This is a genomic window from Flavobacterium lacus (genome assembly GCF_003268815.1).
GTDB classification, from domain to species: Bacteria; Bacteroidota; Bacteroidia; order Flavobacteriales; family Flavobacteriaceae; genus Flavobacterium; species Flavobacterium lacus.
In genome coordinates this window covers 210,150-233,147 of record NZ_QLSV01000002.1, presented here as the reverse complement: position 1 = coordinate 233,147, position 22,998 = coordinate 210,150, and the positions used below count along the sequence as shown (strand labels likewise).

24 protein-coding genes are annotated in these 22,998 nt (G+C 35.1%); 11 read left to right on the top strand and 13 right to left on the bottom strand.

Features of this window, described 5'->3' with window-relative positions:
- Nucleotides 1-21 precede the first annotated feature (21 nt).
- Complete coding sequence (locus B0I10_RS02690) at nucleotides 22-816, bottom strand: patatin-like phospholipase family protein (RefSeq protein ID WP_112084952.1); 795 nt, start codon at nucleotides 814-816, stop codon at nucleotides 22-24.
- Between the two features lie 95 nt (nucleotides 817-911).
- Between B0I10_RS02690 and B0I10_RS02685 the strand changes: the two genes are divergently transcribed.
- Nucleotides 912-1,526 carry a thioredoxin family protein gene (locus B0I10_RS02685; protein ID WP_112084951.1) on the top strand — a complete coding sequence of 205 codons (615 nt, stop codon included), beginning with the start codon at nucleotides 912-914 and terminating at the stop codon, nucleotides 1,524-1,526.
- On the opposite strand, the gene B0I10_RS02680 is transcribed toward B0I10_RS02685, so the two are convergent.
- Genes B0I10_RS02680 through B0I10_RS02655 form a run of 7 tightly spaced genes read right to left on the bottom strand, consistent with a single transcriptional unit; the run spans nucleotide 1,518 to nucleotide 5,316 of the window.
- Nucleotides 1,518-2,141 (bottom strand): YiiX/YebB-like N1pC/P60 family cysteine hydrolase, encoded by a 624-nt coding sequence (locus B0I10_RS02680; RefSeq protein WP_112084950.1) that lies wholly within the window; start codon nucleotides 2,139-2,141, stop codon nucleotides 1,518-1,520. The genes B0I10_RS02685 and B0I10_RS02680 overlap by 9 nt on opposite strands.
- On the bottom strand, nucleotides 2,138-2,473 hold the full coding sequence (locus tag B0I10_RS02675; protein WP_112084949.1) for a type II toxin-antitoxin system RelE/ParE family toxin: 336 nt from the start codon (nucleotides 2,471-2,473) through the stop codon (nucleotides 2,138-2,140). Before B0I10_RS02675 ends, B0I10_RS02680 begins: the two co-directional genes overlap by 4 nt.
- A complete protein-coding gene (locus tag B0I10_RS15595) occupies nucleotides 2,449-2,613 on the bottom strand; it encodes a hypothetical protein (protein WP_181456875.1) in 165 nt (54 codons plus the stop codon). Before B0I10_RS15595 ends, B0I10_RS02675 begins: the two co-directional genes overlap by 25 nt.
- A 44-nt stretch (nucleotides 2,614-2,657) precedes the next feature.
- Complete coding sequence (truB, locus tag B0I10_RS02670) at nucleotides 2,658-3,353, bottom strand: tRNA pseudouridine(55) synthase TruB (RefSeq protein WP_112084948.1); 696 nt, start codon at nucleotides 3,351-3,353, stop codon at nucleotides 2,658-2,660.
- Nucleotides 3,354-3,356: 3 nt separating this feature from the next.
- Nucleotides 3,357-4,151, bottom strand: coding sequence for an undecaprenyl-diphosphatase UppP (gene uppP / locus B0I10_RS02665; RefSeq protein WP_112084947.1), 795 nt, complete (start codon nucleotides 4,149-4,151; stop codon nucleotides 3,357-3,359).
- Between the two features lie 32 nt (nucleotides 4,152-4,183).
- Nucleotides 4,184-4,426 (bottom strand): DUF3098 domain-containing protein, encoded by a 243-nt coding sequence (locus tag B0I10_RS02660; protein ID WP_112084946.1) that lies wholly within the window; start codon nucleotides 4,424-4,426, stop codon nucleotides 4,184-4,186.
- Nucleotides 4,427-4,440: 14 nt separating this feature from the next.
- Entirely contained in the window at nucleotides 4,441-5,316 is an 876-nt protein-coding gene (locus tag B0I10_RS02655; RefSeq protein ID WP_112084945.1) for a cell division protein FtsX, read from the bottom strand.
- A 151-nt stretch (nucleotides 5,317-5,467) separates the two neighbouring features.
- Between B0I10_RS02655 and B0I10_RS02650 the strand changes: the two genes are divergently transcribed.
- From B0I10_RS02650 to B0I10_RS02635, 4 genes are all read left to right on the top strand, one after another.
- Entirely contained in the window at nucleotides 5,468-9,043 is a 3,576-nt protein-coding gene (locus tag B0I10_RS02650; protein WP_112084944.1) for a leucine--tRNA ligase, read from the top strand.
- 141 nt (nucleotides 9,044-9,184) lie between these two features.
- Nucleotides 9,185-9,826: a hypothetical protein gene (locus tag B0I10_RS02645; RefSeq protein WP_146740297.1), complete on the top strand. Its 642-nt coding sequence runs from the start codon at nucleotides 9,185-9,187 to the stop codon at nucleotides 9,824-9,826.
- A gap of 210 nt (nucleotides 9,827-10,036) precedes the next feature.
- Nucleotides 10,037-11,671: a Na/Pi cotransporter family protein gene (locus tag B0I10_RS02640; protein WP_112084942.1), complete on the top strand. Its 1,635-nt coding sequence runs from the start codon at nucleotides 10,037-10,039 to the stop codon at nucleotides 11,669-11,671.
- Nucleotides 11,672-11,798: 127 nt separating this feature from the next.
- Nucleotides 11,799-12,494 carry a zinc metallopeptidase gene (locus B0I10_RS02635; RefSeq protein ID WP_112084941.1) on the top strand — a complete coding sequence of 232 codons (696 nt, stop codon included), beginning with the start codon at nucleotides 11,799-11,801 and terminating at the stop codon, nucleotides 12,492-12,494.
- A gap of 445 nt (nucleotides 12,495-12,939) precedes the next feature.
- Here B0I10_RS02635 and B0I10_RS02625 read toward each other — a convergent pair whose 3' ends face one another.
- The gene (locus tag B0I10_RS02625; protein ID WP_112084939.1) at nucleotides 12,940-13,410 is read right to left on the bottom strand and encodes an Lrp/AsnC family transcriptional regulator; all 471 of its coding nucleotides are present in this window, start codon (nucleotides 13,408-13,410) and stop codon (nucleotides 12,940-12,942) included.
- Between the two features lie 175 nt (nucleotides 13,411-13,585).
- Between B0I10_RS02625 and B0I10_RS02620 the strand changes: the two genes are divergently transcribed.
- Nucleotides 13,586-14,191 (top strand): tRNA (guanine-N1)-methyltransferase, encoded by a 606-nt coding sequence (locus B0I10_RS02620; RefSeq protein WP_112084938.1) that lies wholly within the window; start codon nucleotides 13,586-13,588, stop codon nucleotides 14,189-14,191.
- On the opposite strand, the gene B0I10_RS02615 is transcribed toward B0I10_RS02620, so the two are convergent.
- The gene (locus B0I10_RS02615; RefSeq protein WP_112084937.1) at nucleotides 14,192-15,562 is read right to left on the bottom strand and encodes a saccharopine dehydrogenase family protein; all 1,371 of its coding nucleotides are present in this window, start codon (nucleotides 15,560-15,562) and stop codon (nucleotides 14,192-14,194) included.
- A 123-nt stretch (nucleotides 15,563-15,685) separates the two neighbouring features.
- Here B0I10_RS02615 and B0I10_RS02610 point away from each other — a divergent pair, with 123 nt between their 5' ends.
- Both B0I10_RS02610 and pckA read left to right on the top strand, forming a co-directional pair.
- A complete protein-coding gene (locus B0I10_RS02610; RefSeq protein WP_112084936.1) occupies nucleotides 15,686-16,072 on the top strand; it encodes a DUF423 domain-containing protein in 387 nt (128 codons plus the stop codon).
- A 78-nt stretch (nucleotides 16,073-16,150) separates the two neighbouring features.
- On the top strand, nucleotides 16,151-17,776 hold the full coding sequence (pckA, locus tag B0I10_RS02605; RefSeq protein ID WP_112084935.1) for a phosphoenolpyruvate carboxykinase (ATP): 1,626 nt from the start codon (nucleotides 16,151-16,153) through the stop codon (nucleotides 17,774-17,776).
- 77 nt (nucleotides 17,777-17,853) lie between these two features.
- On the opposite strand, the gene B0I10_RS02600 is transcribed toward pckA, so the two are convergent.
- The gene (locus B0I10_RS02600) at nucleotides 17,854-18,603 is read right to left on the bottom strand and encodes a uroporphyrinogen-III synthase (RefSeq protein WP_112084934.1); all 750 of its coding nucleotides are present in this window, start codon (nucleotides 18,601-18,603) and stop codon (nucleotides 17,854-17,856) included.
- A gap of 19 nt (nucleotides 18,604-18,622) precedes the next feature.
- On the bottom strand, nucleotides 18,623-19,285 hold the full coding sequence (locus B0I10_RS02595) for a DUF4271 domain-containing protein (protein ID WP_112084933.1): 663 nt from the start codon (nucleotides 19,283-19,285) through the stop codon (nucleotides 18,623-18,625).
- Nucleotides 19,286-19,393: 108 nt separating this feature from the next.
- On the opposite strand from B0I10_RS02595, the gene B0I10_RS02590 reads away from it, so the two are divergent.
- The 3 genes from B0I10_RS02590 to B0I10_RS02580 are packed head-to-tail and all read left to right on the top strand — an operon-like array spanning nucleotide 19,394 to nucleotide 21,928.
- On the top strand, nucleotides 19,394-20,119 hold the full coding sequence (locus B0I10_RS02590) for a polyprenol monophosphomannose synthase (protein ID WP_112084932.1): 726 nt from the start codon (nucleotides 19,394-19,396) through the stop codon (nucleotides 20,117-20,119).
- 11 nt (nucleotides 20,120-20,130) lie between these two features.
- Nucleotides 20,131-21,468 (top strand): dihydroorotase, encoded by a 1,338-nt coding sequence (locus B0I10_RS02585; RefSeq protein WP_112085034.1) that lies wholly within the window; start codon nucleotides 20,131-20,133, stop codon nucleotides 21,466-21,468.
- Nucleotides 21,469-21,472: 4 nt separating this feature from the next.
- The gene (locus tag B0I10_RS02580) at nucleotides 21,473-21,928 is read left to right on the top strand and encodes a DUF4296 domain-containing protein (RefSeq protein ID WP_112084931.1); all 456 of its coding nucleotides are present in this window, start codon (nucleotides 21,473-21,475) and stop codon (nucleotides 21,926-21,928) included.
- Here B0I10_RS02580 and B0I10_RS02575 read toward each other — a convergent pair.
- Nucleotides 21,903-22,904 (bottom strand): NAD-dependent epimerase/dehydratase family protein, encoded by a 1,002-nt coding sequence (locus B0I10_RS02575; RefSeq protein ID WP_112084930.1) that lies wholly within the window; start codon nucleotides 22,902-22,904, stop codon nucleotides 21,903-21,905. The two genes, B0I10_RS02580 and B0I10_RS02575, sit on opposite strands and share 26 nt — an antisense overlap.
- Nucleotides 22,905-22,998: the final 94 nt, after the last annotated feature.

The window sequence follows — 22,998 nt, the reverse complement described above, 5'->3', positions numbered from 1 at the left end:
CACTATAAAAATCAGAGTAGTTTACCGATTTTCGATATGTGAATGAAAGTCGGAAAATGATTTTTTTGCGGCTTCGTAACCGAGGTTATAAATAATTTCCATTTTTACTTTATTGGTTTCAAATGTTCCGTACTTTGTTAACTCTTCCGGTTCAATTACCCAATCGCATAAAGTGAATTTTTGCATAGTTGTGTTGGCTGTTAATAAATCAAAAGCTCGCGAGGTAACAGCTTTGATGGAGTTTAAATCTTTTGCTTCAATTTTTTGAATCGGACTTACATAAACCCCAATAATACTATCGCATCTCCCTTGTAAAATATCAGTGGGAAAGTGGTTCAAAATCCCACCATCGCTATACCAATTATCGTCAATTACATAAGGTGCAATAATTCCCGGAAATGCACTGGAAGCCAAAATTGCATCAACAACAGAAGTGTCTTTGTCAAAAATTTTGATCTTTCCTTTTACCATATCAGTTGCCGTTACGTGAATTGGAATTTTTAATTCGCCTAAAGTTGCTTCGCCAAAAACATCCGTAAAATATTCCTTAAAAGATAAGCTATCTATAATTCCCGCTTTACTGAACGTAAAATGCTTCCAATGAAAAAAATAAATCGACTGAAAAAAAGATAAAATTTCTTTGGGTGTTTTTCCAAAACTGTATAAGGCCGCTACAATAGAACCGGCACTGCTTCCTGCAATTTGTGAAGGCTTAATGTTTTGTTCTTCCAAGAACTGAAGCACCCCGGCATGAGCCAATCCTTTTGAACCGCCACCTGATAGCACTAAACCAATATTTTTTGATTTGATGTTCATAATAAATCAAAATTACATTTTTATTCGGAACTGTGACAAAGGTTACCCAGTTAAAGCAAAATAAATTCTATTTTTGTACCATAAAATTAAAATTCATGCAAGAGATTATTAAAAACAGTTTAGCAAAAAGTTTGACTTATTTGGAATACCGTAAGCAAGTTACAGATTTATTGAAAGAAGGTAAATCTACTGGCAGTGAGCAATCGGAAGCTTTAACAAAATATAGTGAACTGAATGAAGTTCGTATGAATCGATTAGAAAAAACCATTCAAATCACAGAGGATGCAACAGCCAGTTTAATTAATCTCAAAAGCAGTTATACTTGGATTGTTATTTCCGAAGGTTGGTGTGGCGATGCCGCTCAGTTGTTACCCATCATCAACAAAATGGCTGAACTTTCTGAAAAAATCGATTTGCGAATTGTGCTACGTGACGAAAACGAACCCTTGATGAATCAGTTTTTGACAAATGGCGGAAAAGCCATCCCAAAATTATTGATTTTAGATGCGGAAACCTTAACCGTTTTAAGCGATTGGGGTCCAAGACCGGAAGGAGCAAAAAATTTAATTGTAAACTATAAAGCTCAACATGGCGTAGTAGATGAAACTGCTAAAACCGAATTGCAAAAATGGTATTTGCACGATAAAGGGATTAGTACACAAAATGAAATTTTGGCTTTGGTAGAGAAATATGAAAAGCAACTAGTTTAATTTTCCAACAATTTTTATTTTTTTGGAAGTAGAAATTCCACCAGGATTACAACCCAATTTTCCTTCCGGGATTTCTATTTTTAAGTTTTGATAGTAGTCAACCCAAGCGGGGAAAAATGCATTGGTCTCCGGTTGCTTGAAGGTCATCGGCTGTAATTCGAAAAAAGGTTCGCCGTAACCATTTAAAAAAGCATCATAAATTAATTCAGAACAATAATATTTTCCGTTATCATATAAATAATCATCGTCATACGGAATTCCGATTTGCTGTTTGGAAAACGAAATAACTTGCGGAATTAGTTTTTTGTATTTCGATTTTACTCTTCCAATAAACATAGTTGTTTTTGTGTTTTTTGAAAATTGTTCCAACGTCACTTTTCGAACGGCATTTCCGGCAGCTTCGATGATAAAGACAGTATCATTTTCAATTAAAACCAAACCCAAATGACTAAAATCATTGCCGTCATATCCTTTGGTTACAGCGTGAATGGCTTCGCATAAATCGCCACAATTCATCTTTTGAAAAAGTAAATCGCCGGTTTTTAATTTGGAAGATTGTCCAAAAATGATAAAAGAAACAAGAAGAAAAATAGAGGAGAATAAATTGCGAATCATGTTTTGATTTTTCTAACTTGTTTGATGATTTTTGGCGAACGACTTCCGTGAAAAGCTCTTAACACTTCAATTTTATTGGCTCGAATACGATAAATAATAAGGTAAGAACCTAAAATGATATTTCTGTACATCTTGGTTTTGGTTTCTAGATGACGACATTCGGGATGAAGTAAGTATTGGGTTTCGAGGTTGTCAAGTAATCGATAAATTTCATCAATAAAACTTTGAGCTAATTTCTGTCCAAACGTAGCTTCTCCATATTCGTAAATATCGAATAAATCTATGTTGTCAAACGGAGTGGAAGTAATTACTTTTTTCTTTGTAATCTCCATTCGTTAAATTTTCGTTTAGATTCCTCTAAAGTCATAAATTCACCTTCTTCCGCTTCTTTAATAAGCGAAACAAATTCATCCTGCGACATGGGTTTGCCTGGAGTTGCTAAGTTTTTAGATTTATCTTTTGATGTTTTCATGGCTATGAATTGAATAGTAAAGATAAGAAAAAAATAAATGCCTTTTATTTTTTCAATAAATTTGATTCAAAATCATCCGGAGAAACTGCATTTTCAACCGAGTATTCACCAATTTTTGTACGACGTAAAACCGTCAAATGAGCACCGGATTCAAGAGCTTTTCCAAAATCATTTGCTAATGAACGAATGTATGTTCCTTTGCTGCAAACTACTCTAAAATCAATTTCGGGTAAATCAATTCGGGTGATTTCAAATTCGTGAATGGTGGTTTTTCTGCTTTCCATTTCCATTTCTACACCGGCACGTGCGTGTTCATACATTCGAACCCCGTCTTTTTTAATGGCTGAAAAAACAGGTGGTTTTTGATCAATTTCACCTAAAAATTGCGGTAAAATTTGATGAATTAATTTTTCGTTAATATGATTTATTGAAAAATTTTCATCAACTTCAGTTTCCAAATCATACGATGGAGTAGTGGCTCCCAATTTGAATGTTCCGGTATATTCTTTGGGTTGACCTTGAATTTCTGTGATTCGTTTGGTGAATTTTCCTGTGCAAATAATCAGTAATCCGGTAGCTAAAGGATCTAATGTTCCGGCGTGACCAATTTTAAATTTTTTAGGAAGATCTAATTCGCGTTTCAAAGCATATTTCAACTTATTAACCGCTTGAAAAGAGGACCACGTTAATGGTTTATCAACTAAAATAACTTGTCCTTCTAAAACTTCTTCCGCTGTCATTCGTTAAAGCGTTAAACCGATGATAATTGCTAGTAAACCCACAACTAAACAATAAATTGAAAAATATTTTAGTTTGCTGTTTCTAACCAATTTAACCATCCAACTGCAAGCAAATAAACCTGCAATAAAAGCGGCCAAAAATCCAGCGGATAAATAACCAAAACTGGATTCATTATAAACTAAATCGCCACTCATAAGGTCTTTGGCAATTTTTCCAAAAATCAGCGGAACCACCATCAAAAAAGAGAAACGAGCCGCTTTGCTTTTATCAACGCCTAATAAAACAGAAGTTGAAATGGTTGCTCCGGAACGCGAAATTCCGGGAAGCATAGCAATCGCTTGAGCAATTCCGATGAACAAAGCGTTTTTAAAACTAACAGGCTTTAAAGTGTTTTGGGCTTTATCTGCAAAAAAAAGTAATAATGCCGTTACGATTAACATGAAACCAACAAAAACGACATTGCCGTCAAAAAGTTGTTCTAATTCTTTTTCAAACAATAATCCAATAATTACAGCAGGAATCATAGAAAGAATAATCTTTAACGAAAACTGCGAAGACTCATTCCATTTAAATTGAAATAAACCATTCATAATTTCCAGAATATCTTTTCTAAAAACCACAACCGTGCTTAAAGCTGTGGCAAAGTGGACAATAACGGTAAAAAGCAATCCTTCTTCCGGCATCTTGTCTTCACCCAAAATGGCTTTGGTTAGTTCCAAGTGACCGCTGGAAGATACGGGTAGAAATTCTGTTAAACCTTGAATAACGCCTAAAATAATAGCTTCTAAAATACCCATTTTGGATTAGATAAATAATTAATTGGGATGGATTACTTTTTTGGATTTTTCATAATAGCATAAATCACCACGCCAAATCCGGCTAATACGACTGTTGGAGCCAAACGAATCCTTCTAAAGTCAAAAATAGCCTCGCTAAAAACCTCAGGGTTATTACTGCCACCACCACTCATAAAAATAAAACCTAAGATAATAATTCCTATTCCGATTAGAAGAATTTTATAATTTACTTTTTCAAAAAGAAACTCTTGTTTTTGCTCGTTTTTATTACTCATTTTTTTCGTTATAATTAATATAAATCGTCTGTTCTAAGGTTTAAGAATTTTTGTGTGGCAAAGAAAGTGCTAAACCAAGAAATTAAAATTCCTAAAACTAAAACCCCTAGTAGAACTATACCTATCATTATTTGATCTTCTAATATTCCAAGCTTAGGAAAATTAGTATCGATGTAAAATAAAACCCCAACAATGGCAATTATAGCTAGCATTGCTCCAATTATGCCTAATTTGATGCTTCGAATAATAAATGGTTTTCTGATGAATGATTTTGTTGCACCTACCATTTGCATTGTTTTGATGATAAATCGGTTGGAGTAAATGGATAATCGCATGGAACTGTTAATTAACAGAACAGCAATAAAAGCTAAGAAGCCGGTAATTACTAAAATCCAAAATGTTATTTTTTTTACATTGTCATTCACTAAGTCAACCAAATGCTTATCATAAACAATATCAGAAATCATCTTATTTTGTTTAAATTCTTGCTCAATTTTTTTGATGCTGTCGGCTTGAACATAGTCGGCTTTTAAATGAATATCATAGGAGTTTTGAAGCGGATTAAACCCTAAAAACTGCATAAAATCTTCACCAATAATATCTTTGTGTTTGGAAGCGGCCGTTTCTTTAGAAACAAATGTATCCGTTTTTACAAAAGTGGATTCTTTTAGTTTTATGCCAAAGTTTTTAAGTACACTATCATTTGCCGCATCTTTAAAATAGACGGACATAGGAATTTCTTCTTTGAAATCGTCGGACAATTTTTTGGAATTGATAACAAACAATCCTAAAATACCCAACAAAAAAAGCACTAAAAACACACTTAATACCACAGAAAAATAGGAAGAAATAAGTCGTCTTTTTTGATACTTTTCGTAAGATGATGCCATAGAAATTAGTTTAAGCTGTAAAATTAAAAAAGAAATTGGTTAAACCACAGTTTATAACGTTGAAAGTTTTGAGTTTAGTACAATAAACGTAAATTTGCCCTTTTAAAAAACCTTAGCAACTCAGAACCTTAGTTCCTCAGCACCTTACAATATGAAATACTTCCACGAACAAATCGAAGCCAAATGGCAAGAATATTGGGCTAAAAACCAAACTTTTGCCGCAGAAAACAACTCCGAAAAACCAAAATATTACGTATTGGATATGTTTCCGTACCCATCCGGAGCAGGCTTGCACGTAGGTCATCCGCTGGGGTATATTGCTTCAGACATCGTGGCTCGTTATAAAAGACACAAAGGATTTAATGTGTTGCATCCGCAAGGCTATGATTCATTCGGACTTCCGGCGGAGCAATACGCTATTCAAACCGGTCAACATCCGGAAAAAACAACCAAAGAAAATATCGCTCGTTACCGTGAGCAATTAGATAAAATCGGTTTTTCATTCGATTGGAGCAGAGAAGTCCGCACCTCCAATCCGGATTATTACAAATGGACGCAATGGATTTTTATTCAATTATTTGAATCATTTTACTGTAAAGCAGCGCAAAAAGCATTACCAATTTCTGAACTAATTAAACTTTTTGAAGCCGAAGGGAATGCCAACGTTGATTTAGTTTGTGACGATGGAGTAGAACTTTTTTCAGCGGAAGAGTGGAATTCCTTTTCTTCAGAAAAAAAGCAAGAAATTCTTTTACAATATCGTTTAACGTATCTTGCTGAAACCGAAGTAAATTGGTGTCCCGCATTGGGAACTGTATTAGCTAATGACGAAATTGTCAATGGCGTTTCCGAACGTGGAGGTCACCCCGTTATTCGTAAAAAAATGACCCAATGGAGCATGCGGATTTCTGCGTATGCTGAACGTTTATTGCAAGGTTTAGAAACCATCGATTGGAGCGAAAGTATTAAGGAAAGTCAACGGAATTGGATTGGGAAGAGTGTTGGGGCGATGGTAAAATTTGCTCTAAAACCTCACCCCCAACCCCTCTCCGGAGGAGAGGGGAGCGAGCCTGTGCAAGCTTTCAATGATTTTGGATATAAGACAGCAAATCCAACCATAGCTAAAAATTTAGTTGGCAATGCAAGAGAAAACAGAAAGAATCCTACTGAGTCAGAAGATTTATTATGGCAAGAAATCAGAAATCAAAAATTAGGTTCAAAATTTAGAAGACAACATTATATAGGTAATTTCATTGTTGATTTTGTTTGTCTAGAAAAAAGCTTACTTGTTGAGGTGGATGGAGAAATTCATGAAACTCAGAAGGAATACGATGAAGGAAGAACCTACGAATTAGAACAACTTGGTTTTAAAGTTATCCGATTTACAAATGAGGAATTAAAAAATAATCTGAAAAGTGTTATACAAACCATTTCAAACGAACTAGAAAACGCAAAACCCTTCAACGCCCAGTCCCTCCTCTCCTTTGGAGAGGGGTCGGGGGTGAGGTTTATTGAAGTCTTTACAACAAGACCCGACACCATCTTCGGAGTTACTTTCATGACCCTTGCTCCCGAGCACGACTTAGTGTCACAAATCACAACCCCTGAACAAAAAGCTGCAGTAGAAGCGTATGTGGAAGCAACCGCCAAACGTTCCGAAAGAGAGCGAATGGCTGATGTAAAAACCATTTCCGGTGTTTTCACCGGAGCGTATGCCGAACATCCGTTTACCAAAGAACTCCTTCCGATTTGGATTGGCGATTATGTTTTGGCAGGTTATGGAACCGGAGCTGTAATGGCTGTTCCGTGTGGCGATGAACGCGATTATGCATTTGCCAATTTCTTCAACGGAAAAGAAGGAATGCCCGAAATTAAAAACATTTTTAACCAAGATATTTCTGAAGCGGCTTTTGCGGAAAAAACTGGTTTTGAACTAGTTAATTCCGATTTTTTAAATGGTCTAGGTTACAAAGAAGCCACCAAAAAAGCAATCGAAGCCCTTGAACAAATCGGTCAAGGAAAAGGAAAAACCAATTACCGTTTGCGTGACGCGGTTTTCTCTCGTCAACGTTATTGGGGCGAACCGTTTCCCGTTTACTACGTCAATGGTTTGCCGCAAATGATTGATGCTAAACATCTTCCTATTATTTTGCCTGAAGTAGAGAAATATTTACCAACCGAAGACGGTCAACCGCCTTTAGGAAATGCTACGCATTGGGCTTGGGACAGTGTTCAGTGTGCAGTGGTTAGTAATCAGTTGATTGATAACAAAACAATTTTCCCATTAGAATTGAACACGATGCCGGGTTGGGCAGGTTCTTCGTGGTATTGGATGCGTTATATGGATGCTCACAACGCAAACGAATTTGCCAGCCAAGAGGCCTTAAACTACTGGGAAAATGTAGATTTATACATTGGCGGAAGCGAACACGCCACCGGACATTTATTGTATTCTCGTTTTTGGAATAAATTTCTAAAAGACCGTGGTTTCATCACACCCGAAGAACCGTTTAAAAAGTTGATTAATCAGGGGATGATTTTGGGTAACATCGGTTATTATCCATTTATTGATGTAACAATAAATATCAACATAAAAGATAATCCACATATTTCTAAAAAGTATTTCAATGTTTTTGGGTATGAAGTCTTTGCCAAATTATTTTTTGAATTTTTAGAGGATAGTAACAATATTAATAATGATTCAAACCTACATATTATTTTTAGCAATACCATAATTTCAAAAATTGAAGAAAAGATAAATGATAATCGTTCATTCATTTTAACTGAAATATTAAAAAGATTTAAATCAGATTATTCATTTATAAATAATGATGGTGAACTTGAACTACTAGAAGTATTGAATGATGAATATTTTGAGTTAAGTTTAGGACATATAAATTACAATTATGAGTTTAAAAGAATCCCTATTAAAGGCGTGGATTTGCAAACAAATAAAATTGACGTAGGATCTATTATTACTGATTCAACTTTTAAATATTCTGTGGATATTTCTATTAATGAAATGTTTGCAAATACAGAGATAGGGAAAATGTCAAAAAGTTGGTATAATGCTGTCAACCCTGATGACATTTGCAACCAATACGGAGCCGATACCTTACGATTATACGAAATGTTTCTCGGTCCGTTAGAACAAGCAAAACCTTGGAATACTGCCGGAATTACCGGAGTTTCAGGTTTCCTTAAAAAATTATGGCGTTTGTATTTTGATGATAACGGTTTGATTGTCAACAACGATGAACCAACGGCAGAAATGTACAAATCGCTCCATAAAACCATCAAAAAAGTGACGGAAGACATCGAGCATTTCTCGTTCAATACTTCGGTTTCACAGTTTATGATTTGTGTGAACGAATTGGCTCAGTTAAAATGCAACCACCGAAAAATTTTAGAACCGTTAGCCATTTTAGTTTCGCCGTATGCTCCACACATTGCCGAAGAATTATGGAGTCAATTGGGGCACGAAGGTTCGGTTTCAACCGCAGCATTTCCTGTTTTTGAAGAAAAATATTTAGTAGAATCCGAAAAAGAATATCCGGTTTCGTTCAATGGGAAAATGCGATTTACCATCAAATTATCCCTGGATTTATCTGCTGCTCAAATTGAAGAAATTGTAATGGCAGACGAACGTACACAAGCACAATTGCAAGGCAGAACGCCAAATAAAGTGATTATTGTACCGGGGAAAATTATCAATTTGGTTGGATAATTTTATAAAAAAAAAGCTGCGAATGCACAGATTTATTGGTGAATTCGTGGTTTTTTTATCAGCAAAAGTTAAACAAAACCAAAAGCCATTTTTTTGGCAGATTTTTTGATTTCATAAAATTAATTCAAATACTTACTGCTTATGAAATCACGAATACTCCTCTTTGTATTGTTTTTCAGTACCACTTTGTTTGCTCAAGAAGAAGAAATGGTAGAAGAGCAACTGTTTCCCAACGAAATTGTCTTTGACTTTTCAGGGTTCTACACGCCAATTCTGAATACCAATTTCGTTGGTTTTTCAATGGATATTCGATATTATATTCGAGAAAATTGGGCAAGCGGTATCAACATAAGCTATGCTTCCAGAAAAACAAATACCGATTTTCGATACGATGTGCTAAGTCCCGCTGTTCAATACAGCGAAATAAGTTGGCTCAACCAATTTGATTTACTCAAAAAAGAAAAATTCAGAATTGGTCTGCAATTGAGCAACGGTTTAGCCATGGCTACCCTAGTTGATCGCGACATTGTAGAAGAATTTTGGGATGAATACGGCGTAACCGAATCGGCCAAACGCATCCAAACCAATTATTTCTATATTCTGCAACCGGGTATTGAAGCTTCTGTGAGAGTGTATGACAACCGTCGCTTTCCTGATGTTTACCTAACCGCCGAAGCAAAGTACCGAAAAGCCATGGGAACGCCAAAATTTGCGGCAACAAGTGATTTTGAAAGCTATTATGTTGGAGTTGGAATTTCTCTTGTTGGTTTTTTAGAAAATTAGCTAAAAGTTAACCGCTGATTTAAATCGAAGTTCCTATTGTACAATCAAAAAATTTATTTTTACGAATAATTCCGCATGATTGATGGGGGTATTGTCCTCTTTTTAAAAGACGCTGAGTTCAAAACAAGTTTTTTAAACCTGAATTATTTGTCGTTGCAGGGTTTTTTATGTTTCGTTTTTTCGTAACTTGTGGTTATTAAATTGAGATTCATGCATTGGTCTGATTTTGACATATGGAAGTTTTTAGCCGGACTGGGTATTTTTATGTATGGTATGTTTTTGTTGGAAGAAGCCATCAAACAATTATCCGGTAAAGCATTTAAGATTTTCATTCGAAAATCTACAACAGGCAGAATTCGATCGATTTTCACAGGATTATTCTCTACAGCGGTGTTGCAAAGCAGCTCCGCCGTAACATTAATGACTTTAACTTTTGTTGGTGCCGGTATGATTTCCATGCAAAATGCTATTGGCGTGGTGATGGGAACAAACCTGGGAACCACGGCAACAAGTTGGCTCGTGGCAACAATCGGTTTCAAAATAAATATTGAAGGACTGTTTTTACCGCTCATTGGTCTGGGAGGATTGGGATTAATTTTTTTAAGCAAGTCACCGCGTTACAATGGAATTAGCAGATTGCTGGTGGGACTCGGTTTTTTATTTATGGGTTTAGAATACATGAAACTCAGTGTAGAAGGTTTTACAAGTTCTTTTGATTTGGCATCAATACCCCATTACGGCATGCTTTTCTATGTTTTAATTGCGATTGTGATGACTTCAGTAATGCAATCCAGTTCAGCGACAATCGCAATTATACTGACAGCTTTACATACCGGATTAATTACATTTTCTGAAGGAGCAGCCATGGTCATTGGAGCAAATATTGGAACAACCACCACGGTCATGTTGGGAGCTTTAGGCGGAATCGCTATTAAAAAACAAGTCGCATTAAGTCATTTGATTTTCAATATTTTTACGGGAGTTGTGGCTTTTTTATCGTTACCATTACTAACCAAATTAATACTTTACTTGCTAAGCGAAGACAACAATGCCGTTTTAGGTGTTACCTTGTTTCACACGATTTTTAATTTATTGGGCGTGCTTTTGTTTCTGCCATTTATTGGAATTTTAGTAAAATTATTGCAAAGCGTTTATCCTGAAAAGAGAAACGAAACAACACAGTTTATTTCAAATGCAACGCCTGATTTACCGGAAGCCGCTCTTGTTGCGGTGCGAAATGAAACCATGCATGTTTTTAAAGTAACGTTAGATTTAATCGGTCTTGTTTACCATTTAAATCAATCAAAAACAAAGGATGAACGATGGTTTTTTTCAGATTTACTCTTCAATACAAAAAAAGATAAAACACCTATCGATTTATTTAATAACATTCTTTCTGTTAATAAATCAATCATTGTTTTTGCTTCTAAAATTCCTGTAAATGATTTGGAGGAATTAGAGCGGAGAGAGCTTACACACTATAATCATATGGTGATAACACTTTCTCAAGTTGCCAAAACAGTTATTTCGATTGGCCCTGAAATTGACGAAATTGAGTCGTCAGAAAACCCAACGGTGAGCCAGTTAATGAAATTAATTTGCGATACTACCAATTCAAATTTAGTTGTATTGCATAAAATCGCTGAATCATCAGTAGAAAAACAAACCTTGGAGGTGTACAATAATCAAATCAAACAAGATTATAAAATGGTAGTCGAAAAAATAGCCGAGACTATTGAGAAAAAATTAATTCAAGAAAAAGATATTTCCTTATTGTTAATGGTGAATGGAATTGCAACACAAACCATTCGACAATTGTTCCGAACGCTAGAAAAACTGGTATAACTTTTATGTAAGAGTAGGGAGTAATTTACCTTTAACCGCTGACAAAATTTCAGGACAAAGAATTCATATAAATTTGGCTCACATTTTGATATATAATTTGTAATTTTATACTTTAAAAAAATAAAAAATGATAGGATATTATATTTTAATCGGAGCAATCGCTTTAGTAAGTTGGTTAGTAAGTAATAAGCTAAAGAAGAAATTTGAATTTTATTCAAAAGTACAATTGCGAAACGGAATGAGCGGAGCCGAAATTGCACAACGCATGCTCGAAGACCATGGCATTTATGACGTAAAAGTAATTTCAACCCCGGGAAGATTAACAGACCACTACAATCCAACAGACAAAACTGTAAACTTAAGTGAAGCCGTTTACAATCAGCGAAATGCTGCAGCAGCAGCCGTTGCCGCACATGAAGTGGGACACGCTGTGCAACATGCCACGGCCTATGAATGGTTAACAATGCGTTCCAAATTAGTACCGGTAGTTAATGTTTCTTCCGGAATGTCACAGTGGTTAGTGATTGGCGGTTTGATATTAGGAGCCGCTTCCGGTAGTGCAATCGGATTTTATGTTGCAGTAGCCGGGTTAGTGATGATGGCCTTAGCCACCACCTTTAGTTTCATTACTTTGCCGGTAGAATACGATGCCAGTAATAGAGCTTTAGCTTGGTTAAAAAAAGCAAACATGGTAGGTCAACAAGAATACGAAGGAGCACAAGACGCCTTAAAATGGGCCGCCAGAACCTATTTGGTTGCCGCAATTGGGGCATTAGCTTCCTTATTATATTGGGCTCTCCAAGTATTTGGTTCAAGAGACTAATACAAAAAATAAAAACAATAAAATCCGTTACCCTCGTAGCGGATTTTTTTTTGGAAGCGAATGGCTTGGGCTTTTTCAGGAAACCATATTCCCGCTTTCCGTTCCAATTTTTTGTTCACGAGCAAAGCTCGAAACAAAAAGATTTCCACTGCAATCGGGGCTGGAGAGGAATGGTATTCAGTTGGCATTTTTCAGTCGCAGTTTTCACCCATCCTTGTCATTCCGCAGGAATCTCGATCCAACTTTTCAGTTGCGTTAAACAGTCGCAGTTTTCAACACAATCTTATCATTCCACAGGATACGGGCAATAGCGAACTGGCGAAGCAATCTCAATATTATTTTTTAAATGTTTATTATTTCCAATCATTTTAAGCAAACAAAAACTTCTTGCCTTCCTTACTTCGCGGCAAAAACCCGCAACTCGTAACCTTCCAACCCGCAACCTCTACAACTGTATCTGCCGCTCAATCTGCTGTTCCAACGAGATAAACGTTTCCGTTCGTGAAACACCATCAATGGGCTGAATTTTTTTATTGAGCAATTGCATCAAATGTTCATTATCTCTGCAAATTATCTTAACCAAAATACTCCAATTTCCGGTGGTGTAGTGACATTCCAAGACTTCCGGAATTTTTTTTAATTCCCGCACAGCATCCGAATTACTCGATGCTTTATCCAAATAAATTCCAACAAAAGCCATTGTTTTATACCCCAATACTTTATTGTTTATGACAAATTTAGAACCGGAAATCACACCGGCTTCTTCTAGTTTTCGCAACCGCTGGTGAATGGCCGCTCCGGAAATTCCGATTTTGTTGGCAATCTGTAAAATGGGTTTTCGGGCATCTTCCATCAAATCACGGAGGATTTCTTTGTCGATACCGTCAATTTCTATTGCAAGCGAATTGATTTTCATGGTTATAAATTTTAATTAAAAATATAAAATTACTTTCAAAAATACTAAAAAACTAATTTTTAAGTTTCAATATCATATAAAATTCTTTTTTACAAAATGTAAGTTTATAAATTCTATTAGGATTGTTAAACTAAAAAATTTAAATTTGTTAATCAACTAAGCCAAACTTAATCTCATGAAAAAACATATTTATTCACTGCTGTTTTTGCTTGTTATCACATTTTCATTTGCGCAAGATTCTATTCAAAATGGCGGGCAAGCGTCTATGAATGGAACATTGGATAAACAATTTGATTATGTGGTTCAAAAGTCAAATAATTTCCAAGAATACAAAGTCGTAAAAAGAGATTTTCTAACGATTTTAAAGCGAAATAGTTTAGATTCTGTTAATCGATTTAAAAATGAATTAGCCGATTTAAAAGCAGAATTCGCATCACATTCTGCCACTGTAAAACAATTGAAGGATACTTTACAAACAACCCAGGCAGAACTGGATAAACTTAAAATTGCGCAGGATAATGTTTCGTTCTTTGGAGCTCCAATTAGTAAAAACAACTATAATTTAATTATGTGGGGAATTGTGTCGGCATTACTTTTAATATTAGTAATTTTCTTATTTCAATTAAAAGGTGCAAAATCAACGGCCAGCGATGCTAAAAATGCATTAGAAAAGTTAGAAGCAAATCACGAAGATTACAAGCGAAAAGCACTCGAAAAAGAACAAAAGTTGGGGCGTCAACTACAAGATGAAATTAACAAGCACAATAAATCATCTAAATAATTAGCTTCCTACATTGTTAGGGTTATAACCCATATAAGGAACTTCTTTGTCTTTAAAAATTACACCAAACGATTCTAATTCTTCCAAAATAGGAAGATAGACTTCTTTTTTTATTGGTAATTGTACTCCAGGAGTGGTAATGTTTCCATTTAGAATTTGCAACGTGGCCATTGCAACGGGCAGTCCAACTGTTTTTGCCATGGCAGTATACGTCTGATCATCGCCTAGACAAACCATCGTGCTGTCTACTTGTTTTTTCTTTCCATCAATTTCATAGCCAAATTTGTGATACATCACAATCATGTCTTTGTCATCTGGCTGAAGAGCCCATTTTTCGGCTAAAATAAATTCCAAATACTGAGCTGGTGTAGCATTTTTAAGGCCGGCTTTTTTATTTCCGTTAAACAAATCTAATTCTTCAAATTTATCCCAAATCACATCATCTTGGTCAATTTTTAGATAATGGCGTAACTTTAATTCAACCGAATCCGTTGGATGATAGGCCAAAAACGAATTGGTAAAATCACGGTAACTCATGTTTTCAGAATTTTCCATCGGATAACTGTCATCGGTCATTCCTAATTGAACCAACATGTCCCACGCTTTTGAATACCCCACTCTTCGTAAAGTTCCGCGATACATAGTCAGAATATCATCCAAACCATAAACACTTCTGTATTTTAACGAATCCCGGTTAGCATAACCTTCAAAACGGCCATATCCTTCTACTTCTAAAAATTCGGTTCTGCGAAATAATTTGTTGTAGGGGATGTACTTGTATTTTCCTTCCTGAATAAATTTTGAAACGCCACCTTGTCCGGCCAAAACCACATTTCTAGGATTCCACGAAAATTTATAATTCCACAAATTCGTGTCGCTCTCTGGAGCTACTAATCCGCCACAAAACGACTCAAACTGAATCATTTTTCCGCCCTTTGCTCTAATTTCATCAATGATTTTCATGGCACTCATGTGGTCAATTCCCGGATCTAGACCAATTTCATTCATAAACACCAAGCCCTTTTCTTTGGCTTGAGAATCTAATTCCTGCATTTTCGGACTGATATACGAAGCCGTCACCATGTGTTTGTTAAAAGCGAGGCAATCTTCGGCAATTTCAATATGCAAATGAGCGGGAAGCATTGAAATGACAATGGCTGCTTTTTGAATTTCTCGCTGGCGATGATCAACATTGGCAATGTCTAACTGAATTGGAGTTGCATTGGGGTGATTATTGGTTTTTTTTTCCGCCATTTCCATAGACAAATCAGCGATAGTGAGTTTTAAATTCTCAGTTTCCGATTTGCTTAAAAGGTATTTTATCAAGGAAGAGGCAGAACGTCCGGCACCAATAATTAATATATTTCGCATGATGTATTTTGTGTAAAAATCACACAAATGTAATTATATGTTATATTTCTAACAAATTTTACTGTGTTAATTCCGTTTGAGGTTGAAAAATAATTCCGTAATTTTGATTGCAATTTTATCGAAATGAACAGAAAAATAATTCTTTTTGCCATAGCTCTGGGTGTAATGGCTATTGTTTTTGGAGCGTTTGGAGCTCATGCCTTAAAAGCTCTCTTAAATGAAAATCAATTAATTTCTTTTGAAACCGGGGTTCGCTATCAAATGTATCATGCGTTATTTTTATTGTTTTTGGGAACAACAACTAGTTTGGCTGAAAAGAGTAAAAAAATGATTTTTTATTTAGTACTTACTGGGGTTTTAATTTTTTCAGGGTCTATTTATTTATTGGCAACAAATGACTTAACTTCCATCGATTTTAGGTTTCTTGGGCCCGTTACACCTGTTGGAGGATTGTTATTAATAGGGGCTTGGGCTACTCTTTTTTTGAATATTCTTAAACAAAAAGGATAAATTTTCAACAAATTTTCAATTGTAATGATTTAATTTTTACTTTTGCCAAATATTTAAACACAACTAAAAGGTAAATTTATGGAAACATACGCTCAATTTACGAAATCGATTTCGTTAGAAAAGTATGGAATCAAAAACACACAAGAAATTGTTTATAATCCTTCGTTTGAATTTTTATACAATGAAGAATTAAGTTCTAAGCTTGAAGGATTTGAAAAAGGACAATTATCAGAATTAGGAGCGGTAAATGTAATGACGGGAGAATTTACAGGAAGATCGCCAAAAGATAAATATATTGTAGAGGATGAGGTGACCAGAGATACCATTTGGTGGAATTCGACCAAAGCTCCGAATGACAATAAACCCATTTCTAAAGTGACTTGGGATGCTTTAAAAGAAACCACCGTAAATCAACTTTCAGGAAAAAGATTGTTTGTGGTCGATGCATTTTGTGGTGCAAACGAAAACACTCGTTTAAAAGTTAGATTCATTATGGAAGTGGCTTGGCAAGCACATTTTGTAAAAAATATGTTCATCCGTCCAACGGAACAAGAATTGGAAAATTTTGGTGAGCCGGATTTCATTGTGATGAATGGTTCTAAAACTTCTTTCAAAAATTATGAAGAACACAGCTTAAACTCAGAAGTTTATGTTGCTTTCAATTTAACCGAAAAAGTTCAAATCATTGGCGGAACTTGGTATGGTGGGGAAATGAAAAAAGGGTTGTTTTCCATGATGAATTATTATTTACCCTTACAAGGAATTGCTTCGATGCATTGTTCTGCTAACAAAGGAAAAGATGGTGATGTCGCTGTTTTTTTCGGATTATCAGGAACAGGAAAAACTACGCTATCAACTGATCCAAAACGCGAATTAATTGGTGACGATGAACACGGTTGGGACGACGAAGGTGTTTTTAACTTTGAAGGAGGATGTTATGCTAAAACCATCGATTTAAGTAAAGAAAACGAACCGGATATCTTTGGAGCCATCAAAAAAGATGCCTTGTTAGAAAACGTAACGTTGGATGAAAACGGAAAAATCGATTTTAAGGATGGCTCTGTCACGCAAAACACGCGAGTTTCTTATCCGATCAATCACATTCAAAATATTGTTAAACCGGTTTCAAAAGCGGGTCATGCAACCAAAGTTATCTTCTTAACAGCAGATGCTTTTGGGGTGATGCCTCCGGTTTCTAAATTAACACCGGAACAGACCAAATATTATTTCCTTTCCGGATTTACAGCTAAGTTAGCTGGTACAGAAAGAGGTGTAACCGAACCACAACCTACTTTTTCAGCTTGTTTTGGTAAAGCATTTTTATCGCTGCATCCAACCAAATACGGTGAAGAATTAGTAAAGAAAATGGAACAACACAAGGCGACAGCCTACATGGTCAACACCGGTTGGAACGGAACCGGAAAACGAATTTCAATAAAAGATACAAGAGCAATAATCGATGCCATTTTAGATGGTTCAATCGAAAAAGCGGAAACAAAAGTAATTCCGATTTTTAATTTTGAAGTACCAACGGCTTTGCATGATGTAAATCCAGCGATTTTAGATCCGAGAGATACCTATACTGATCCGAACGATTGGACATCAAAAGCAGCCAATTTAGCTGGATTATTCATTAAAAATTTCGTACAATATACCGACAATGAAGAAGGTCTGAACTTAGTGAAGTCAGGACCTCAGTTGTAAATAGACACTAACTAACCAAACGAGAAGAGTCCCGCAATTTTTGTAGGACTCTTTTTAATATGGTAATGATTTAAGGATTATTTATCCTTATTCGTCTTTGCAATATATTTTTCTAATGCCATGGTCATCGATGGAGCTTCCGGTGATGGAGCCATAATATCAACTCTCAAACCATGATCTACTGCTTCTTTTTGAGTGGTACTTCCAAAAACGGCAATTCTTGTTTCGTTTTGTTGAAAATCAGGAAAATTTTTAAATAATGATTTTATTCCGGTGGGACTAAAAAAGGCCAAAACATCATAATAAACATCGGCTAAATCAGTCAAGTCACTCATCACTGTTTTGTAAAAAATTCCTTGTGTCCAATTTACTTTTAATCCGTCTAATGTTTGAGGAATATCAAAATTTAACTGGTCGGAAGAAGGCAATAAAAATTTTTCTTCTTTATATTTTTTAATCAAGGGAGACAACTCAACAAAGTCTTTTTGGCCTACGTATATTTTACGTTTTCTATAAACGACATATTTCTGTAAATAAAAAGCAACCGCTTCCGACTGGCAAAAGTATTTCAAGTCTTCCGGCACTTTATAACGCATTTCTTCGGCAACCCTAAAAAAATGATCCACAGAGTTTCTACTGGTTAAGATGATGGCAGTAAAATTATTTAAGTCAATTTTTTGACTTCTAATATCTTTTACCGGAACACCTTCGACATGAATAAAGGGTCTGAAATCGATTTTTACTTTATGCTTTTGAATAAGCTCAAAGTAGGGAGAATTTTCTACTTTTGGTTCTGGTTGTGACACCAAAATTGTTTTCACTTTCATATCGAAATTTGTTGTAAAACTAACGTCTTGTAAACCAATAATACATAAAATAGTAGGGGGCTATTTCAAGGGCACAAAGATACAAAATAAAATAAAATATATTACTTATTAATAAACTTTGATAAGATTTTAATGAAATAAGGTAAGTTAATGCATTTGTTATCAGTATAATCAATAATATTCCATAAATAATTAAACTGGAAGAAACATCATTGTAGAACAAAACGATGTTTATTGGAAGAATTAATAAACCTATAAACGTTCGGTAACTTACTTTTTGAAGATTAAATTGTTCCATGAATTCTTCAATTTTAAAGGAAGTTGCAATAATTTTTTCAACAAGGTATTTAGAAAGGACAAAAACACCAAGTAGCGTTATAATTTGAATATATTTTACCCAATCTGTTTTTGAAGCCAATCCGAAATAATTCAATAAAATCAGTATAAAAAAGGCAAATGAAATCAGTTGCACAAAAAACAAACTGATCGTAAACCAGCTCAACATTTGAGAAGGATCTTTATAGATTTTGATGTATTTATCGGTTACAAATAATTTCAAAAATTCATTAAAACGAACCTCAAAAATAGTTTTGGTCACTGCAATCAATAGAAAACTCAAGACAAACAAAAAAGTTGCCCAATCTTTACTTTCCGGTATTCGATGCTCTAAAATTAAGTCCATAATTAATTTGTAAAATTACTATTTTTTTGAATCAATCGCTTTATTATAATTTTATTATGAATCAACGTTCATAAAAAGTTTACTTTTGCTTTGAAATTTTGTCTTTTTATGAGTAACGGATTAGTAATCATTCCAACCTACAACGAAATTGAAAATGTTGAAAGTATTATTCGGGCAGTTTTGGCTCTGGAAAAACCATTTCACATATTAATTGTAGATGATAATTCACCGGATAAAACCTTTGAAAAGGTTGAGTTCCTTCAAAAAGAATTTAAAACACAACTTTTTTTACAAGTTAGAAAAAGTAAATCGGGGTTGGGGACAGCCTATGTGCATGGATTCAAATGGGCGTTGCAACATCACTATGATTTTATTTTTGAAATGGATGCTGATTTTTCGCATAATCCTCAAGACTTAATAAAATTATACGATGCTTGTCAAACCCGTGAAGCCGATATGGCCATTGGCTCTCGCTATGTTCGTGGAGTTAATGTTGTAAATTGGCCTTTAAGCAGGGTTTTGTTATCCTATTTTGCTTCAGTTTATGTAAAGATAATAACCGGAATGAAAATTCATGATGCCACGGCAGGTTTTATTTGTTACCGAAGAGAAGTACTTGAAAAGATTAATCTTGACAAAATTAAGTTTGTAGGTTATGCGTTTCAAATTGAAATGAAATACAGAACGTATTGCAAGGGTTTTAAAATTAATGAAGTTCCTATTATCTTTACAGACCGCACAAAAGGACAATCTAAAATGAGTAATTCTATTATCAAAGAAGCTGTTTTTGGAGTGATTTCGTTGCGTATAAAAAAACTATTTAATCGATTATAATCGAAATGAAAATGAAAAGGATTTTAATAAAAAATGCAAAAATTGTCAACGAAGGTAAAATTTTTGAAGGGGATTTACTGATAGAGAATCAGTTTATTGCAGAAATTGCTGATAGCATTAGTGCGAAACCTGATTATAAAGTTATTGATGCCGAAGGAAATTTTTTGATTCCCGGAGCTATTGATGACCAAGTGCATTTTCGTGAACCCGGATTAACACACAAAGCCGATATTGCCTCAGAATCCAGAGCGGCAGTAGCGGGTGGAATTACATCTTATATAGAACAACCCAACACGGTGCCCAATGCGATTACACAGGAATTGTTGGAGCAAAAATACCAAATTGCAGCCCAAACATCGCATGCGAATTATTCGTTTATGATGGGCGGAACCAACGATAATTTGGAAGAAATTTTAAAAACTAATCCCAGAAATGTAGCTGGCCTGAAATTGTTTTTAGGTTCGTCAACCGGAGATATGTTGGTGGATAGTTCTGATGCACTTGAAAAAATATTTTCTAGTACAAAATTATTAATTGCTGTGCATAGCGAAGATGAAGTTACGGTGAAAAGCAATCTTGAAAAATTTAAAGCTGACTATGGAGACGACATACCCGTAAAATTTCATCCTGAAATTAGAAGTGTGGAAGCCTGTTACAAATCTACGGTTAAAGTGATTGATCTAGCCAAACGAACGGGTGCTCGCCTGCATGTATTTCATATTTCTACGGCGAAAGAAGTAGAATTATTTACAAATAAAATACCATTAGAAGAAAAACAAATTACAGCCGAAGTGTGTATTCATCATTTGTGGTTTACCGATGCAGATTATGAAACAAAGGGAAACCTAATCAAATGGAATCCGGCAGTCAAATCAGAAAACGACCGGGCCGCTTTGTGGGCTGCGTTGTTAGATAATCGTATTGATGTGGTAGCAACCGATCATGCACCACACACGTTAGCGGAAAAAAATCAGGTTTACACCAAAGCCCCGTCGGGCGGGCCATTAGTGCAACATGCCGTTGTAGCCATGTTTGAAGCGTATCACCAGGGTAAAATAACCGTAGAAAAAATTGTAGAAAAAATGGCTCATAGCCCAGCTAAGATTTTTAAAATTGAAAATAGGGGTTTTATTAAAGAAGGGTTCTATGCCGATTTGGTTTTGATAAATCCAGCCATGCCTTGGAATGTGAAAAAGGAGAATATCCTTTACAAGTGCGGTTGGTCTCCATTTGAAGGAACAAATTTTAAATCAAGAATTACGCATACGTTTGTCAATGGTGAATTGGTGTATCAGAATTCAAAAGTAAGTGATACCAAAGCGGGAATGCGATTGCTTTTTAACCGATAAGAAAATGAAAAAAATAGTTCTTTTAACGGTTTTTTCAATCTTATTCCTTTCGTGTAAAGACAATGGAGTAAAAAAACCTTCCAAACTTATTAAGGAGGATAAAATGATTGATATTATTTATGACATCAGTATGCTTGATGCGATAAATTCAGTTAATCCGGGGGCTTTAGGTGATAATAACATCAATTCACGGACTTATATTTATAAAAAGTATGCGATAGATAGCCTGCAATTTGCAGAAAATTCGGCGTATTATGCTTCGGATTTAAAAAAATACAAAAAAATGTATGAAGCAGTTGAAAATCGACTTGATGAAAATAAAAAAATAGCAGACAGTCTTTTGAAAATGAAACAAGAAGAGGAAAACAAGAAAGCCAGTGAGTTAAGAACGCGTTCGAAAGATACACTTGAAGCAAAAAATGCTAAAAAAGCGACTACTTTTTTGAAAAAACAAAAGTAACATTTTTCACCACTTCTTTAATGGGTTGAAATTCATGATTTAATTTGCTTTTGATTTTATCATTCGAATAAATAGCAGTGGTGTGTAACGATTTAGCTGTTGCTCTTGAAAATCTTCTTCTTTGAAAAAAAACCATCGAAAAAAACCAATCTAGTCGCCAAATAATGGCGGTCATCCAAGGTCTAGCATAAAAGGAGGGTTTCTTCTTGCTTATCCCTTCACTGATCCAAAATAGAAATTCTTTAAAAACAATATTTTCACTGATTAGTGTAAATCGTTCTCCCGAAATACTACTTTTCATAAGTTGATACATCACAGATACAACATCTTCTACGGCGACAAAACCGCTTGAACCGTTGGTGTAAAAGGGAATTCCGTTTTTTACTTTCATAAAAATTTCACCGCTTCCAGAATCCCAAAAACCGGTTCCTAAAATCACTCCCGGATTCACAATTACACAAGGTAAACCTTCTTGTTCGGCTCGCCAAATTTCCATTTCGGCACCAAACTTTGACAGAGCATAATCGCTATGTGGTTTTTCAGGATTCCATTCAGTTTCTTCGGTAATAACGAGGTCGTTTTCTTTCAAATCGCCTAAAGCGGCAATAGAACTTACGTAGCAGAATTTTTTTACGCCAAAAGCCAAACCACAATTCACCATGTTGGCCGTTCCTTCAATGTTAATTTTACGAAGATTTTCCTCCTCTACGCCATCAAAGGAAATTAATGCCGCACAATGATAAACATTTACGATATCTTTAAAAGCTTTTTCTAAAGCAGGAATATCGTTTATATTGCCCGGAAACCATTCTATCTGATTAAATAAATCACCTTTTTTAAGCTCGTTAAATAGGTTCTTGGTTTTTTGTATGCTGTTTTCAGCTCGAAACAAAGCCCGAACCTTTTCGCCATTTTGAAGTAAATGAAGTAATAAATGTGCCCCAACTAAGCCGGTTCCGCCTGTAACTAAATTCATAAAAACAAAGATAAATGTTTCTGTGCTACATTTTCAAATTATCGAATTAAAACTATCTTTGCCAAAATTATTTTTAAACGGAAAGTACCAACGA